The 15,592-nt window shown below is 39.2% G+C and carries 12 protein-coding genes, 3 pseudogenes and 1 other annotated feature; of the genes and pseudogenes, 14 read left to right on the forward strand and 1 reads right to left on the reverse strand.

What is annotated here, in order from left to right:
- The first annotated feature begins 5 nt into the window (after window positions 1-5).
- The 13 genes and pseudogenes from secD (at window position 6) to JCM19034_RS11125 (ending at window position 14,385) form a co-directional block, all read left to right on the forward strand.
- Window positions 6-1,235 carry a protein translocase subunit SecD gene (secD, locus tag JCM19034_RS21015; protein WP_370621901.1) on the forward strand — a complete coding sequence of 410 codons (1,230 nt, stop codon included), beginning with the start codon at window positions 6-8 and terminating at the stop codon, window positions 1,233-1,235.
- Window positions 1,225-2,171, forward strand: a pseudogene (secF, locus tag JCM19034_RS21020) (protein translocase subunit SecF). Before secD ends, secF begins: the two are co-directional and overlap by 11 nt.
- Window positions 2,172-2,298: 127 nt before the next feature.
- Window positions 2,299-3,204 carry a cation diffusion facilitator family transporter gene (locus tag JCM19034_RS11080; RefSeq protein WP_062049761.1) on the forward strand — a complete coding sequence of 302 codons (906 nt, stop codon included), beginning with the start codon at window positions 2,299-2,301 and terminating at the stop codon, window positions 3,202-3,204.
- A gap of 46 nt (window positions 3,205-3,250) precedes the next feature.
- The gene (locus JCM19034_RS11085) at window positions 3,251-3,562 is read left to right on the forward strand and encodes a lipopolysaccharide assembly LapA domain-containing protein (RefSeq protein WP_062049764.1); all 312 of its coding nucleotides are present in this window, start codon (window positions 3,251-3,253) and stop codon (window positions 3,560-3,562) included.
- A gap of 63 nt (window positions 3,563-3,625) precedes the next feature.
- Window positions 3,626-4,981, forward strand: a complete 1,356-nt coding sequence (gene recJ / locus JCM19034_RS24935) for a single-stranded-DNA-specific exonuclease RecJ (RefSeq protein WP_370621902.1) — start codon at window positions 3,626-3,628, stop codon at window positions 4,979-4,981.
- A gap of 11 nt (window positions 4,982-4,992) precedes the next feature.
- A complete protein-coding gene (locus JCM19034_RS24940; RefSeq protein ID WP_370621903.1) occupies window positions 4,993-5,970 on the forward strand; it encodes a single-stranded-DNA-specific exonuclease C-terminal domain-containing protein in 978 nt (325 codons plus the stop codon).
- Between the two features lies 1 nt (window position 5,971).
- Entirely contained in the window at window positions 5,972-6,487 is a 516-nt protein-coding gene (locus JCM19034_RS11095; protein ID WP_062049765.1) for an adenine phosphoribosyltransferase, read from the forward strand.
- A gap of 268 nt (window positions 6,488-6,755) precedes the next feature.
- Window positions 6,756-8,938, forward strand: a pseudogene (locus JCM19034_RS11105) (bifunctional (p)ppGpp synthetase/guanosine-3',5'-bis(diphosphate) 3'-pyrophosphohydrolase).
- Between the two features lie 32 nt (window positions 8,939-8,970).
- Window positions 8,971-9,417: a D-aminoacyl-tRNA deacylase gene (dtd, locus tag JCM19034_RS11110; RefSeq protein WP_062049769.1), complete on the forward strand. Its 447-nt coding sequence runs from the start codon at window positions 8,971-8,973 to the stop codon at window positions 9,415-9,417.
- Window positions 9,418-9,479: 62 nt separating this feature from the next.
- On the forward strand, window positions 9,480-9,647 hold the full coding sequence (locus tag JCM19034_RS21785; RefSeq protein WP_156323963.1) for a hypothetical protein: 168 nt from the start codon (window positions 9,480-9,482) through the stop codon (window positions 9,645-9,647).
- 39 nt (window positions 9,648-9,686) lie between these two features.
- Window positions 9,687-9,909: a binding site (T-box leader), on the forward strand.
- A 64-nt stretch (window positions 9,910-9,973) separates the two neighbouring features.
- A complete protein-coding gene (gene hisS, locus JCM19034_RS11115) occupies window positions 9,974-11,242 on the forward strand; it encodes a histidine--tRNA ligase (RefSeq protein ID WP_062049771.1) in 1,269 nt (422 codons plus the stop codon).
- Between the two features lie 12 nt (window positions 11,243-11,254).
- Complete coding sequence (gene aspS, locus JCM19034_RS11120; RefSeq protein ID WP_062049773.1) at window positions 11,255-13,042, forward strand: aspartate--tRNA ligase; 1,788 nt, start codon at window positions 11,255-11,257, stop codon at window positions 13,040-13,042.
- Window positions 13,043-13,137: 95 nt separating this feature from the next.
- Window positions 13,138-14,385 carry a homoserine dehydrogenase gene (locus tag JCM19034_RS11125; protein ID WP_062049775.1) on the forward strand — a complete coding sequence of 416 codons (1,248 nt, stop codon included), beginning with the start codon at window positions 13,138-13,140 and terminating at the stop codon, window positions 14,383-14,385.
- On the opposite strand, the gene JCM19034_RS11130 is transcribed toward JCM19034_RS11125, so the two are convergent.
- Window positions 14,362-14,667: a hypothetical protein gene (locus JCM19034_RS11130; protein ID WP_062049777.1), complete on the reverse strand. Its 306-nt coding sequence runs from the start codon at window positions 14,665-14,667 to the stop codon at window positions 14,362-14,364. The two genes, JCM19034_RS11125 and JCM19034_RS11130, sit on opposite strands and share 24 nt — an antisense overlap.
- Before the next feature lie 115 nt (window positions 14,668-14,782).
- Here JCM19034_RS11130 and JCM19034_RS11135 point away from each other — a divergent pair.
- Window positions 14,783-15,545, forward strand: a pseudogene (locus JCM19034_RS11135) (ThiF family adenylyltransferase).
- Window positions 15,546-15,592 lie beyond the last annotated feature (47 nt).

Below are 15,592 nucleotides of genomic sequence, written 5' to 3' on the forward strand. Positions count from 1 at the left end.
CTGTGATGGATGTGACAAAGGAGATTAAACTAGGGCTTGACCTTCAAGGTGGATTTGAAGTGCTCTATGAAGTAAAACCTGCTCATGAAGGTGACATAATAGACGCAAATGCACTTGAAGCGACAGCCAGTGCGCTAAATCAGCGAGTTAACGTACTCGGTGTATCTGAGCCATTTATCGGGATTGAAGGCGAAGATCGGATCCGTGTTCAACTAGCTGGTGTAGAAGATCAGAATTATGCACGAGAATTAATTTCTGGTGAAGCGGAGCTAACGATTCGTAATATCTACGATGAAGTATTAGCTGATGGAAGTGATTTGCGTCAAGGTGGGGCAAATGCAAACTTTCAACCAGAGACAAATGAACCGATCGTAAATGTAACATTTCAGGATTCTAGTTTAATGCAACAAATTACCGCGGAATTGTACAATGGTCCTCCTGAGGAAAATATGCTCGTCATTTGGCTTGATTTTGAAGAAGGGGTGGATTCTTACTTAGAAGAGCGGATGAAACCTGACCCGAAATATATATCCGCTGCTGTTGTTCGAAGTGTGATAAATAGTCCTACAGCTACGATTAGTGGTGATTTCACAATAGAAGAAACACGCCATATCGCAGATGTTCTGAATGCAGGAGCACTACCAACAAAGCTTGAGGAACTTTCCTCTAATTCAGTAGGTGCCTCACTCGGTGAACGGGCCATGCAGCAAACGATTTATGCTGGTTTTATTGGGATCGCCTTAATTTTTATTTACATGCTCATTTATTATCGCTTTATGGGTATGATTGCAGTTGTAACATTAAGTGCCTATATTTATTTAGTATTACTCGTTTTTAATTTAATGAATGTAGTATTAACATTACCGGGGATTGCAGCTTTAATTTTAGGTGTCGGGATGGCCGTTGATGCAAACATTATTACATATGAACGGATTAAGGATGAGATTCGTTCCGGTAAGTCGATTTTATCGGCATTTAAAGCAGGTTCTAAGCGGTCGCTTTCAACGATTTTAGATGCGAACATTACGACGATTTTAGCTGCTGTTGTACTGTTAGCGTTTGGGACAAGCTCTGTTCAAGGGTTTGCGGTCATGTTAATTGTCAGTATTTTAACGAGTTTTGTGACAGCGATATTCGGAACAAGATTGTTACTTGGCTTTTGGGTGAAAAGTCGTGCACTAGATAAGAAATATCGCTTATTCGGGGTAAAGGAGGATCAGATTAGTGAGCTTTAATTTTCAAAACAAAGATATTGACTTTGTGAAGCATCGAAAGAAATTCTTCCTGTTCTCTGGCGCCTTTACTATCATTGGGATTATCGTTTTGCTCACGTTCGGTTTAAATTTAGGGATTGATTTTGATAGTGGCTCTCGAGTAGATATAATGTCTAATGAGCCGATAACAGAACAAGAGCTTATCGATGACTTTGAACAACTAGGGCATAATATTACCGTTAATGATATTACGCTTGCTGGTGATAACTTTGAAATGGCGAGTGTACGATTTGTCGGTGTATTAGATGCCAATGAAGTAGCTGAAATTCAATCATTCTATCAGCAAAAGTTTGGTTCAGAACCGAATATAAGTACCGTTGATCCTCAAATTGGGCGGGAGCTTGCCCGGAATGCTTTGATCGCCGTTGCGATCGCGTCAGTTGGAATCATCATTTATGTTTCTATTCGCTTTGAGTATTTGTATGGGATTGCTGCAATCGTCGCATTACTACATGATGCTTTCTTTATTATTGCCGTCTTTAGCTTATTGCAAATTGAGGTAAATGTACCGTTTATTGCCGCTGTCTTGACGATTATCGGTTATTCAATTAATGATACTATTGTAACCTTTGATCGAATAAGAGAAAATATGAGGCTGGCAAAAAAAGTTAAAGGGTTCGATGATTTAGCAGCAATAGTAAATAAAAGTCTTGTGCAAACATTAGCACGTTCGATTAATACGGTATTAACCGTTGTCTTTGCAGCAGGTGCAATCTTCTTATTTGGCGGCGAAGCATTCGCACATTTGCTTTTGCACTTGTAATAGGACTTGTAGCTGGAACGTATTCTTCGATGTTTCTTGCTTCACAGCTATGGTTAGTATGGAAATCAAAACAGCTAGCGAAGAAACGGTTTGATGCTGAAAAGCGTAATCCAGAAGGGGATCCGACTGTATAAAGTGAAGGGTACTTAAGCAGTATATTAGCTTAAGTACCTTTTATTGCCAAGTTTTAGAGTTATGTCGTTAAGGATAGGGTATACTAAAAATGAGTATAGTAGTATGAATGAAAAGTAGGTGTTAGCTTTGAGGAGTGGAGAGGAAGATCTACGCTATAAGAAGGTACGTTTTGCAGCATGGGTCGGAATTGTTGGTAACATTATTTTGGCAATTGTAAAGGCAATTATAGGGCTGATGTCAAATAGTAAAGCACTAATTGCTGATGCTGCTCATTCTGCTTCCGATGTAATCGGATCAGTTGTTGTGTTAATTGGAGTGCGTGCGGCTAAAATGCCACCAGACCGCGATCATCCGTACGGTCATGGTAAAGCAGAATCCGTTGCCGCAATCATTGTTTCCGTTCTACTTTTTATTGTTGGATTTGAAATTGCGGTAAGGGCGATTCAATCTTTTTTCGAACCAGTCGTTGTACCAAAAATGATGGCGATCTATGCTGTTCTGTTATCAATTATTGTTAAGGAAGCGATGTTTAGATACAAGCATTATTTGGGTAAGAAATACAAGAGTGAGGCGTTAATAACTGATGCATGGCATCATCGTTCTGATGTCTTTTCCTCATTGGCAGCATTAGTAGGGATCGGAGCAGCACTGTTAGGAGGCTATTTGAATATTACATGGCTTGTCTATGGCGATGCAGTTGCCAGTGCATTTGTTGCTATATTGATTGCGAAAATGGCTTGGTCTCTTGGACAGCAATCGATTCATAATGCGTTAGATCATGTGTTACACGATGAGGATACAGTTGAGATGAAACGGGCAGCACAGGAAGTAGACGGTGTGATGAATATCGATGAGTTTTATGCTCGTGAGCATGGGCATTATGTTATTATTGATATTAAAATAGCGGTTCATCCTTATATTACCGTCGAAGAAGGGCATGCGATTGGAAAGAAAGTGAAGGAACGATTATTGGAAGATAAACAAGTTCAAGATGTACTTGTTCATATTAACCCATATGACCTTGAAAAATAAGAGATTAATTTTTAATCTTAATTATAGTACATAGGGAGTGACAAGGATGAAGGGGCAATGGGGGCTAATAATTAGCTTGATTGTGGCTATCATTATTTCTGTCTTTGCGATTATTAATGTGGAGTCCGTACCGGTTAATTACTTATTTGGAGTTGCAGAATGGCCACTTATATTAGTTATTTTAGGCTCCGTTTTAATGGGTGCATTAATTGCTGGGGCAATTGGTATGTTTCGAATTTATCAACTGCAAATAGAACTGAAACGAATAAAACAAATAGTGGTAGTCACTTCATCTGGTGAAAATGGCGATCACATACAGGAAAATAATAAGCATGAAGAAAACATTAATAAAAACTAGTCATACAGAACGTTGTCACCCTTTGATCACTCCTGTATAATGGGAAGGTCAAGGGGTGTTTGTATGTTAAAATCGAAAGCACGATGGAAGGTTGAATCGCAGCCAGAAGAGCGTATTGAAGAGTTGGTTGCACATCTTCAAGTGGCACCATTAGTTGCCAAGCTCCTTTTAAATCGAGGAATTGATACAGTTCAGGCGGCGAAGAGATTTTTATATAAAGAAGAAATGCACTACCACGATCCGTTTTTACTAGATGATATGGATCGTCTTGTTTCGCGTGTTAAGGAAGCGATTGATAAGAAGGAACGTATTTTAATATTCGGTGATTATGATGCAGATGGTGTTAGTAGTACAGCTCTAATGTATCTGACATTAACATCACTTGGGGCGAGTGTCGACTATTACATACCAAATCGATTCACAGAAGGGTATGGTCCTAATGAACCGGCTATACGCCAGGCGAAAGAGGACGGTTTTGATTTAGTTATTACTGTTGATACAGGAATTGCAGCTTTGAGTGTTGCACAAGTGGCAAAAGAGATTGGGCTAGATTTTATTGTTACAGATCACCATGAAGCTCCACCCGAATTACCTGAAGCATTAGCGATCATAAATCCGAAGAAACCTGGCTGCCAATATCCATTTAAAGGATTAGCTGGGGTTGGAGTCGTACTGAAGGTAGCACAAGCTTTGCTTGGTCGTGTGCCAACAGAATGGCTTGATATTGCTGTAATTGGAACAGTAGCAGATCTTGTCCCACTCATTGATGAAAATCGTTTACTAGTTATGGAAGGACTACAAGCTTTACAGGAAACAGCAAGGCCAGGTTTAATCGCATTAAAAAAGAAATGTGGTCTAGACGGTCAAGTTATTCAAGCCGATCATGTTGGTTTCGGTATTGGACCGCGGATTAATGCGGCTGGACGATTAGATTCTGCTGACCCAGCAGTAGAACTATTACTGACAAATGATGAGGATGAAGCAGATCAATTAGCACTAGATATTGATCAACTAAATAAAGAGCGGCAATCAGTCGTATCGACGATAACCGAAGCAGCTGTTGAAATAGTTGATTCGCAGTTTCCACCCGAAGAAAATGACGTACTTGTCATTGCAGGAGATGATTGGAATCCGGGAGTAATTGGAATTGTTGCTTCACGTTTAGTTGAACGCTATTATCGTCCGACAATTGTCCTCAGTATTGATCGAGAAAAGGGTATAGCGAAGGGGTCAGCTCGTAGTATCGAAGGTTTTGATATGTTTGCAGAATTGTCACAAAGTCGTGATATTCTTCCTCACTTTGGTGGCCATCCAATGGCGGCAGGGCTAACAATGAGCGTGGCGGATGTTGAAGAATTGAGAAGGCGTTTATTGCTGCAGGCAAAAGAAATATTAACACCAGAAGATTTAAGCCAGTAACAAAGATAGATTTGATTGCGACGGTTGATGAGGTTTCGGTTTCAGTAATTCAGCAGATGGAGCAGCTCGCTCCTTTTGGGGTGAACAATCCGACACCTAAGGTTATGATAGAGAATGTTTCGCTCACGCAAATGAGAAGAATTGGCAGTGAAGCAAATCATTTAAAAGTACAGTTTACGCAAAATGGTGCTAGCTTAGATGGTATCGGCTTTCATTTAGGATATTTATTTGAAGAGATGACAAATCAAGCTAAGATTTCGGCTGTCGGTACATTATCAATTAATGAATGGAATGGTCACGTCAAGCCACAGTTAATGCTAGAGGATTTAGCTGTTTGTCATTGGCAATTGTTTGATTGGCGGAGTGTCCAAATTTCAAAGCTTAAAGAACGGTTACTAATGATTCCGGAGGAAGAACGGGTTGTGATTGCTTTTCACTCTGAAACAAGTGATACTTTAGGGATAAGTGAGCTAAATGTAACGCCAGTACAGCAGCTTACATCCATTGAAAACCGTTATCTCATTTTGCTTGATGCACCAAGTCAGTTAGTACAACTGCAATCGTTATTGAAAGAAAAAGGCATACCTAGTCGAATATATATGATCTTTCACCAACAAGAGGATCACTTCTTTTCCACTCAACCGAGTCGTGAACAATTTAAATGGTTTTATGCTTTTCTATTAAAACAGTCGACGTTTCCACTCCAGCGTAGTGACGAGTTAGCGAAACATAAAGGGTGGTCAAAGGGTACAATTGAGTTTATGACAAATGTGTTTTGTGAATTAGGTTTTGCTCAACTTAAAGAAGGAACATTAACGGTTGTCCCGAATCCTGAAAAGAAAAGTCTAGAAGATTCAGCAACATTTCAACGAAGAATAGAACAGACGAAAGTGGAACACGAATTAATTTATTCATCATATGAACAAGTAAAACAATGGTTTGAAGAAGTATTAGAACAAAACGATATGAAAATCAAGGAGACGGTATGAGATGGATTATAAACAATTTATTACAATTGTAGAAGATTATCCGAAAGAAGGAATTCGTTTCAAAGACATTACAACCTTAATGCAAAATGGTGAAGTTTATAAAAAAGCGATTGATGAAATGGTTCAGTTTGCCAAAAGTAAAGAGGCGGATTTAATTGTAGGTCCAGAGGCAAGAGGGTTTGTGGTAGGTTGTCCAATGGCTTATGCACTTCAAGTTGGATTTGTTCCTGTACGAAAGCCAGGTAAATTGCCTCGAGAAGTTATTTCACAAGACTATGGCCTTGAATATGGTAAAGATCAGCTAACTCTTCATCGTGACTCAATTCAAAAGGGACAACGTATTGTGATAGCTGATGATCTACTTGCTACAGGAGGTACGATTGAAGCGACGATTAAATTAGTTGAGAAATTAGGTGGAGAAGTAGTTGGTATTGCTTTTATGATTGAATTAGGCTATTTAAGTGGAAGAGATCGCCTACAAGGGTATGACATTTTCTCATTAATGACTTATGAATAAAAACTGAGACATACAAGGCACTGGAAAGGAAGCGACCTTTTCAGTGTTTTTTGTAATAAACTCTTTCTCTGTTTATTCAGGATAGCGATTACTCAATGCTAAAAGGCCAGATGAATAATATTGATTCAGTAATACGAGCAAAATATAAACAATATTGGAAGAAAAGAATAGCACAATAAATGGTGATTTCGGATTTTTCTCTTTACATAAGCGACAAACTTCACCATAATATAAAGAAATATCGAATCGTAAAAAATAAGGTGATTCCATGACGCTAGATCAAGTATTAGAACAGGCGAGTCTCTATTTAGATAAAAAAGATGTCGCTTTTATACGAAAGGCCTATGAATTTGCTGAAAAAGCACATGAAGGACAATACCGTAAATCAGGAGAGCCTTATATTTTGCATCCTATTCAAGTTGCGGGGATTGTTGTTGATCTTCAGCTAGACCTAATTCAGTAGCAGCAGCTTTTCTCCATGATGTCGTTGAAGATACCGACATTACGATTGAACAAATCGAAGAGGAATTTAATGATCAAGTTGCAATGCTAGTTGACGGGGTAACGAAGCTGAAAAAATTTAAGTTTAAGTCAAAAGAAGAGCAACAAGCGGAGAACCATCGCAAAATGTTAATTGCTATGGCAAAGGATATACGGGTGATTATGATTAAGCTTGCTGATCGCCTTCACAATATGAGAACTCTGAAATTTATGCCGCCTCATAAACAGCAGGTGACATCAAATGAAACGTTAGAAATCTTTGCACCGCTAGCTCATCGATTAGGGATTTCAAAAATTAAGTGGGAGCTAGAAGATACAGCTCTTCGTTATTTAGATCCACAACAGTATTACCGAATAGTTAACTTAATGAAGCGGAAGCGTGCGGAACGAGAGCAGTATCTCTCTGAAGTCATGGAAACCATTGGTGAAAATTTAGAGGATGTAGATGTTGAAGCCGAAATATCCGGTCGTCCGAAGCATATATACAGCATATATCGAAAGATGAATTTGCAAAATAAGCAATTTAACGAGATTTATGATTTATTAGCTGTCCGTATTATCGTCGATAGTATTAAAGACTGCTACGCTGTACTAGGTGTCATTCATACATCATGGAAGCCGATGCCTGGGCGTTTTAAGGATTATATTGCAATGCCAAAAGCTAATATGTATCAGTCTATTCATACGACTGTTGTCGGTCCATACGGTGACCCGCTAGAAGTGCAAATTCGTACACACGATATGCACCGAATTGCGGAATTTGGGGTAGCTGCTCATTGGGCATATAAAGAAGGAAAAACAATTAATCCGAATAGAAACACGTTTGAAGATCGTCTAACATGGTTTAGAGATGTCATTGAATCACAAACAGATACAAACGATGCACAGGAATTTATGGAATCGTTAAAGATGGATTTGTTTTCCGATATGGTATTTGTATTTACGCCTAACGGTGATGTGATGGAACTACCGAAAGGCTCAATCCCGATTGATTTTGCTTATCGAATTCATAGTGAAATAGGCAATCGTTGTATCGGGGCTAAAGTGAATGGGAAGATGGTTCCGTTGGATCATGAGTTAAATACGGGTGATATTATTGAGGTCATGACTTCAAAGCATTCATATGGTCCTAGTCAGGACTGGTTAAAGATTGCTAAATCCTCACATGCCAAAAATAAAATTAAGCAATGGTTTAAGAAGGAACGACGAGAAGAGAACATTGAAAAGGGCCGCGAATTAATCGAAAAGGAAATTCGTGAACGAGATTTCGATGTAAAGGAAGTATTAACAGATGAGAATATTGCCGATACAGCTGAAAAATTTAGTTTTGTCGGTGAAGAGGATATGTTTGCCGCTACAGGCTATGGTGGAGTTAGCGTCAAGCAAATTGTGAATCGTCTAACAGAGAAGCTGCAAAAACAAATCGACCAGGAGCAAGAAGAACAAACGTTAGCTGATGCTATTTCAGATGTGCAAACTAAGAGCACGAAAAAGAGAGGCACGTCAGGAGTACGTGTAAAGGGTGTTGACAATTTATTAACACGTCTATCTCGCTGCTGTACACCCGTACCTGGTGATGACATTATTGGGTACATTACAAAAGGTCGTGGTGTTTCAGTACACCGGTCCGATTGTCCGAACATTCGCCATGAATCAGATGATCGTTTGTTAGAGGTTGAATGGGAGGGTGATCAACGTCAAGGTAAGGCGTACAATGTCGATATCGAAATTACTGGATATGATCGTAACGGGCTATTGAACGAAATTTTATATGCTGTAACAGAATCACGGACACCAATAAATAAAGTATCTGGTCAATCAGATCATCGTCAAAAGCTTGCAACCGTCCACTTAACGATTTCAATTACAAATATTGATCATTTACACAAAATCGTAGAGAAGATTAAACAGTTGCGTGATATTTACTCAGTGAGACGTGTAACGCATTAGAAAATTGTTAGATAAGTAAGGAGCAGAAACAAATGAAAGTCGTTTTGCAACGGACAAAGAAAGCAGCGGTCCATATTGATGGCGAGTGTGTCGGCCAAATTCAGAATGGAGTTGTACTTTTAGTCGGGATCACTCATGAAGATACAATAGAAGATGCCGAATATTTAGTGGAGAAAATTACCCATTTACGAATTTTTGAAGATGAGAATGGGAAGATGAATATGTCTTTGAAGGATTCAAAAGGACAAGTGCTTTCAGTTTCACAATTTACTTTGTATGGTGATACTCGTAAGGGCAGAAGACCGAACTTTACGGACGCTGCGAAGCCTGAGCAAGCATTAGAATTGTACAAGACCTTTAATCAATTATTACGGGAAAAAGGGTTACATGTTGAAACGGGAAGGTTTGGAGCAATGATGGACGTTTCATTAGTGAACGATGGTCCAGTTACATTTATATTAGAAAGTAAAAAAGTTTAACAGGACGATTCGTTTTTGACTTTTTAGGGCAAGCTAGTTAAAAAAGAGCGGAGGCTTTGTTCATGCGTTCTAGTAAAAAACAGCTTGACCAACAAGAAAAAGGTCCACTATTTCAGGTGCAATCTCATTATGAAAAGCAAGAAGGGAACATTGAACTGTCACAAGAGTTCGGACTTTCTTCACGCGACATTCAAATTGTAAAAAACAGCTTTCTCGTAATTAAGCATTGACAGGTGATATGACAATTCGTATGATGGTTACATCAAATCTTGAATCCGTAGAAGAGGATAAGTAATTAAGAGTAGCAAATAGTGCAGAGAGGAATGGTCGTGGCTGAGAACCTTCCCTATTTCCCTTAATGAAGAACACCTCTGAGGAGTTTTTCCGAACGGTAGTACTTAGTAGGAAAAACGTAAGCAGGCGTTAACTGTTTAAAGTGGAAGCATAGCTTCAAGTAAGGGTGGCACCACGGGTATAACTCTCGTCCCTGATGTTTTATGGCATCAGTGGCGAGAGTTTTTTATTTTCATTTAGAATTTAGTGAAGGAGTGAGAAAATGAATATTAATTATCCAAGGGGAACACAGGATATCCTACCTGGTGATGTTGAGTTATGGCAGTACATAGAAGCTAAGGCAAAAGAGGTATGCCGTACGTATCATTATAAAGAAATTCGTACACCAATCTTTGAACATACTGAATTGTTTCAGCGCGGTGTTGGAGATACGACGGATATCGTTCAAAAGGAAATGTATACTTTCACGGATCGTGGCGATCGTAGTCTAACACTTCGTCCAGAAGGAACAGCTGGTGTGGCTCGTTCGTTTGTTCAACATAAAATGTTCGGCCAACCGAATCAGCCTATTAAACTTTATTACCAAGGGCCAATGTTCCGTTATGAACGTCCACAGTCTGGACGGATGCGCCAATTCGTACAGTTTGGCGTTGAAGCGATTGGTAGTGCGGATCCGGCCATTGATGCGGAAGTATTGGCACTTGCGATGAGTATTTATGAAGAGCTCGGTTTGACAGATGTGAAGCTCATCTTGAATAGTTTAGGAGATCAAACAAGCCGTCAAGCACATCGTCAAGCATTAATCGATCACTTTAAACCACATATTGCTGAATTTTGTGAGGATTGCCAATCAAGACTTGAGAAAAATCCGTTACGCATACTCGATTGTAAAAAGGACCGTGATCATCCATTAATGCAAACAGCACCTTCAATTATTGAGCATTTAAACGAAGAGTCACGAACGTATTTTGAAAAGGTACGCTCCCTATTAGATCAATTAGGGATCCGTTATGAAGTAGACCCAACTCTTGTTAGAGGACTAGATTATTATTATCATACTGCTTTTGAGATTATGGCTGATGGTGAAGGCTTTGGTGCAATTACAACATTATGTGGCGGCGGCCGGTACACAGGTCTTGTTGAAGATCTAGGTGGGCCATCTACTCCTGGTATAGGCTTTGCTTTTAGTATTGAGCGTTTGATTATGGCTTTACAAGCAAAAGGGTTAGATAAACCTGAAGCGGAACAACTTGATTGTTTTATCGTTGCACTAGGTGAAAAAGCGAAGGATCAAGCGACATCGCTATTGTACGAACTTCGAAAAGCTGGGATTAGCTGTGATAAAGACTATCTTGACCGTAAGTTAAAAGCTCAATTTAAAGCTGCTGATCGCTATCAAGCTCGTTATACGGCGATTTTAGGAGAAAACGAGCTAGATCAAGGGATCATTAACGTAAAAGAAATGGAAACCGGAGAACAAAAGGCAGTTTCGTTAGCCGATTTTGTTGAATATATGAAGGACCGACAATAAGGAGGAAGAAAAATGAGTCAAAGAACACATCATTGTGGAAAAATTCACGAGGAACAGGTTGGAGAAGTCGTATCGTTAAAAGGATGGGTACAGCGTCGTCGGGATCTTGGTCAAGTAATCTTTCTAGATTTACGTGATCGTTCGGGAATTGTACAAGTTGTATTTAGTCCTGAAGTTAATAAAGAAGCATTGGCCATTGCAGATCGTGTTCGTAATGAGTACGTTCTAGAGCTTGAAGGAAAGGTAGTAAAGCGTGATCCTAGTACGGTGAATGAGAAGCTAGATACGGGAACAATTGAAATTCATGCAACATCGCTTACAATTTTAAATGCTTCAAAATCATTGCCATTTCAGATTGAAGCGAATACTGATGCGTCTGAGGATATCCGTTTGAAGTATCGATATTTAGACTTACGCCGTCCAGATATGCAGGAGACGATCATCTTACGTCATAAAACATCAAAGCTTATTCGTGATTTCTTAGATGAGAAATCATTCTTAGAAATTGAAACACCAATGTTGACGAAAAGTACACCAGAAGGAGCACGTGATTATTTAGTACCGAGCCGGGTGCATCACGGTGAATTTTATGCGTTACCGCAATCACCACAGCTTTTTAAACAAATGCTCATGGTTTCAGGATTTGAACGTTATTTCCAAATTGTTCGTTGCTTCCGTGATGAAGATTTACGAGCAGATCGCCAGCCTGAATTTACTCAAGTCGATATTGAAACATCGTTTATGGATAAAGAAGAGTTGCTAGCTATGGCAGAAGAAATGATGGTTAAAGTGTTAAAAGAGTTAAAGGGAGTAGAAGTGACCTCTCCATTCCCACGTCTAACCTATGATGAAGCAATGAATCGTTTTGGTTCAGATAAGCCTGACCTTCGTTTTGGTATGGAACTTGTTGAATTATCAGATATCGTGAAGGACGCTAACTTTAAAGTGTTCCAAGGTGCAATTGCTAGTGGAGGGATTGTAAAAGGCTTAAACTTAAAAGGTGGAGCTGATAAGCTTTCACGTAAAGAGATTGATGGCTTAACTGATTTTGTTAAGCAATATGGAGCGAAAGGACTAGCATGGCTTAAAGTAGAAGCTGACGGTTTAAAGGGACCAATCGCCAAGTTCTTTGAAGAAGATGTTCAAGAAGCGATGAAACAGGCCTTGCAAGCTGAGGTAGGCGACTTATTGTTCTTCGGTGCTGATAAGCATCAAGTCGTATACGATAGTTTAGGTGCTCTGCGTCTACGTTTTGGTAAGGAGTTCGACTTAATCGATGAAAGTCAGTTTAATTTCCTTTGGGTTGTTGATTTCCCATTAGTAGAGTATGATGAAGCTGCCAAGCGTTACGTTGCACTTCATCACCCTTTTACAAGCCCACGTAAAGAAGACTTAGGCTTACTTGAAACAGACCCAGCAAGTGTACGTGCTGATGCCTACGATCTAGTTCTTAACGGATATGAACTTGGTGGGGGATCTCAACGTATTTATCAACGTAATGTTCAGGAGCAAATGCTTAAGGCACTTGGATTTACCGAAGAACAGGCCAAAGAAGAGTTTGGTTTCTTATTAGAAGCATTTGAATACGGTACTCCTCCACATGGCGGAATTGCGTTTGGATTGGACCGTCTCGTTATGTTACTTGCAGGCCGTTCAAATTTACGTGATACGATTGCATTTCCGAAAACAGCAAGTGCAAGTGACTTATTAACAGATGCACCTAGTGAAGTGAGTGTAGAGCAGTTAATTGACTTAAACTTATCAATCATTGGTAAAAAGGTAGAACGTATAGACGGATAAAGAAATAAGAGAAGTTGTCTCTCTCATGTGTTTAGTGATAAGGGACAACTTCTTTCACAAGTATAGAGAAAAACGTTTTAAGGTGTAGCTATATAGTGGAGGTTTGGTTACGAATGATACGAGTGGGGTTAATTGGCTATGGAACAGTTGGAAGTGGCGTGTATGAAAGACTGCATAGAGCTAAGGAATTAGAAAATATTTTAGGTGATCACATTGAAGTAAAAGCTATTCTAGTAAAAGATCGTCAAAAGCAGCGGGCAACACAAACGGAAGTTAATGTGACGACTGATTGGGAGCAGTTTTGCTTAACGGCAGATTATGACGTGATTTTTGAGATGATTGGTGGAGTTGAACCAGCATACTCCTATACGACATATTGGCTTAAAAAGGGAGTTCCGGTTTTTACAGCGAATAAAAAGCTTGTTGCAGAAAAAGGGAAAGAGCTCGAAAACATAGCAAGTCAAGCTAATACATATTATGGATATGAGGCGTCTGTCGCTGGTGGAATTCCGATTGTAAATATATTAAAAGCAACATTGAGCACAACGACCATTTCACGGGTTTTTGGGATATTAAACGGTACGACTAATTATATACTAACTGAAATGACGAAGCATAATCGATCGTTAACGGAAGCATTAACGGATGCCGAGCAGAAGGGGTATGCAGAGAGCGACCCTTCGGATGATTTAGATGGTTACGATTCGTGGTACAAAATTCGGATATTAAGTCGACTTTGTTTTGGTGATTGGTCTACTAGCTTACAATTTTCACGTAAAGGTATTTCAGACATTGAGGACTGGCACGTTGAAATTGGAAACAAATTTGGCTTTTCAATAAAACTAATAGCTGAAGCGTACCGTCACGTTAATACGACCGTTGGGGGAGTATACCCGGCTTTTTTATGTCAATCAGAACAACTTAATTATGTGAACGGAGTCACAAATGGTGTATTTATTGAGGGGGAGCATGTCGGACAGCTATTGTTTATTGGTCCAGGTGCGGGAAAAGAAGCTACCGCAAATAGTATGGTGGAAGATTTCCAATTTCATCATCGTATCGTAAAATGGGAACGCTCTTTTTCTTCAACCGTTTTGCATGAACATCCATATAAACATCTATTAGTTTGTTTAACTCATGAAGAAAGAGAACACGCATTAGACTGGGTTAAAGAAACAGGTTGTGAAGTGTTAGACACCTTTACCCATCATGAAGGTGAGGGATGGATTATTCCACTACGTAATCAGATGGAGGTGCCGTTCCCATTTTACCCAATCTATGGCGATGTTTCCCTGAGGAAACGTGTGAAAGAATTGTACTCAGCGCAGTTCGGGTCGATTTAACTTTAATTGCTTATAAGCGTCAATAAGCGAACTCGGCTCTTCTTTAATGTAATAGGTCCGGACCCCATTTGCGGTGTGTAAATAAAGAAAGCCCATATCTTTCGAGTGAGGCTTTTTCCGGTATGAAATATCAAAAATGGATGATAAAGGAAATTGTTCGTGCTTAACAGTTATACAACTATCATATAGCTTCATTTCAAATTCCTTTTCAACCGTTACTTTTTCCGTCCATCTAATTTGTTGTTCGATTTCAACGCAGGACTGTATAGCTAGTAAATCCATGAAAGACACCTCACTGAATGATTAATTTGTTATTAGTGTATCATATATAAAAAACGTTTGCTTGTAAGCAATAGAGAAATGAACTTATAGAGATAATAGAGAAGGGAGTTAAAGGATGTTACATCAATTTTCGCGAAACGAATTAGCGATCGGTCATGATGGTTTAAATCGTTTAAAAGGGAGTACCGTCGCAGTTTTAGGAATAGGGGAGTGGCTCATTTTCTGCAGAAGCATTAGCACGCTCCGGTGTAGGTAAGCTTGTATTAGTTGATAAGGATGATGTCGATATAACGAATGTTAATAGACAAATTCATGCTTTGTTATCAACAGTAGGGCAGCAAAAGGTAGAACTAATGAAAGATCGCATTCATGATATTAATCCTGAATGTGAAGTAATTGCATTAAAAATGTTTTATACAGAAGAAACGTATGAGCAATTTTTCAGCTATGATTTAGATTACGTTATAGATGCAAGTGATACAATTATATATAAGATTCATTTAATGAAGCAATGCTTGCAGCGCAAGATCCCAATTATTTCGAGTATGGGAGCTGCAAATAAAATGGATCCAACTCGCTTAAGAATTGCCGACATTTCCAAAACAACTCATGATCCAATTGCAAAAGTTATTCGAACAAGATTGCGTAAAGAAGGAATTCGAAAAGGGATTGAAGTTGTGTATTCTGACGAGCAGCCTATTCGAATTCGTGAGGATATTCGTAAGGAAATTGTGTCAGAGGAAGCAGAAGCCGGCTCAATCCGTAAGGCAAAAATGCCGCCGTCATCAAATGCTTTTGTACCATCAGTAGCAGGCTTAATTATGGCTGGTCATGTAATTACAAATTTACTTGAAGGTATCGAAATAAATCGTGGCTAATAAAAAGAATCACTCCCAATTGTCATGGGAGTGATATTTTTTATTAG

The organism is Bacillus sp. JCM 19034 (assembly GCF_001310635.1).
Lineage (GTDB): Bacteria > Bacillota > Bacilli > Bacillales > Bacillaceae_D > Halalkalibacter.

Bases quoted from the DNA above. Each gene is read 5' to 3' on its own strand.
- JCM19034_RS21785 (WP_156323963.1), top strand. From the start codon at position 9,480: ATGCGTTCTAGTAAAAAACAGCTTGACCAACAAGAAAAAGGTCCACTA.
- JCM19034_RS11095 (WP_062049765.1), top strand. From the start codon at position 5,972: ATGGATTATAAACAATTTATTACAATTGTAGAAGATTATCCGAAAGAA.
- aspS (WP_062049773.1), top strand. From the start codon at position 11,255: ATGAGTCAAAGAACACATCATTGTGGAAAAATTCACGAGGAACAGGTT.
- secD (WP_370621901.1), top strand. From the start codon at position 6: ATGGATGTGACAAAGGAGATTAAACTAGGGCTTGACCTTCAAGGTGGA.
- dtd (WP_062049769.1), top strand. From the start codon at position 8,971: ATGAAAGTCGTTTTGCAACGGACAAAGAAAGCAGCGGTCCATATTGAT.
- JCM19034_RS11130 (WP_062049777.1), bottom strand. From the start codon at position 14,667: ATGGATTTACTAGCTATACAGTCCTGCGTTGAAATCGAACAACAAATT.
- JCM19034_RS11085 (WP_062049764.1), top strand. From the start codon at position 3,251: ATGAAGGGGCAATGGGGGCTAATAATTAGCTTGATTGTGGCTATCATT.
- recJ (WP_370621902.1), top strand. From the start codon at position 3,626: ATGTTAAAATCGAAAGCACGATGGAAGGTTGAATCGCAGCCAGAAGAG.
- hisS (WP_062049771.1), top strand. From the start codon at position 9,974: ATGAATATTAATTATCCAAGGGGAACACAGGATATCCTACCTGGTGAT.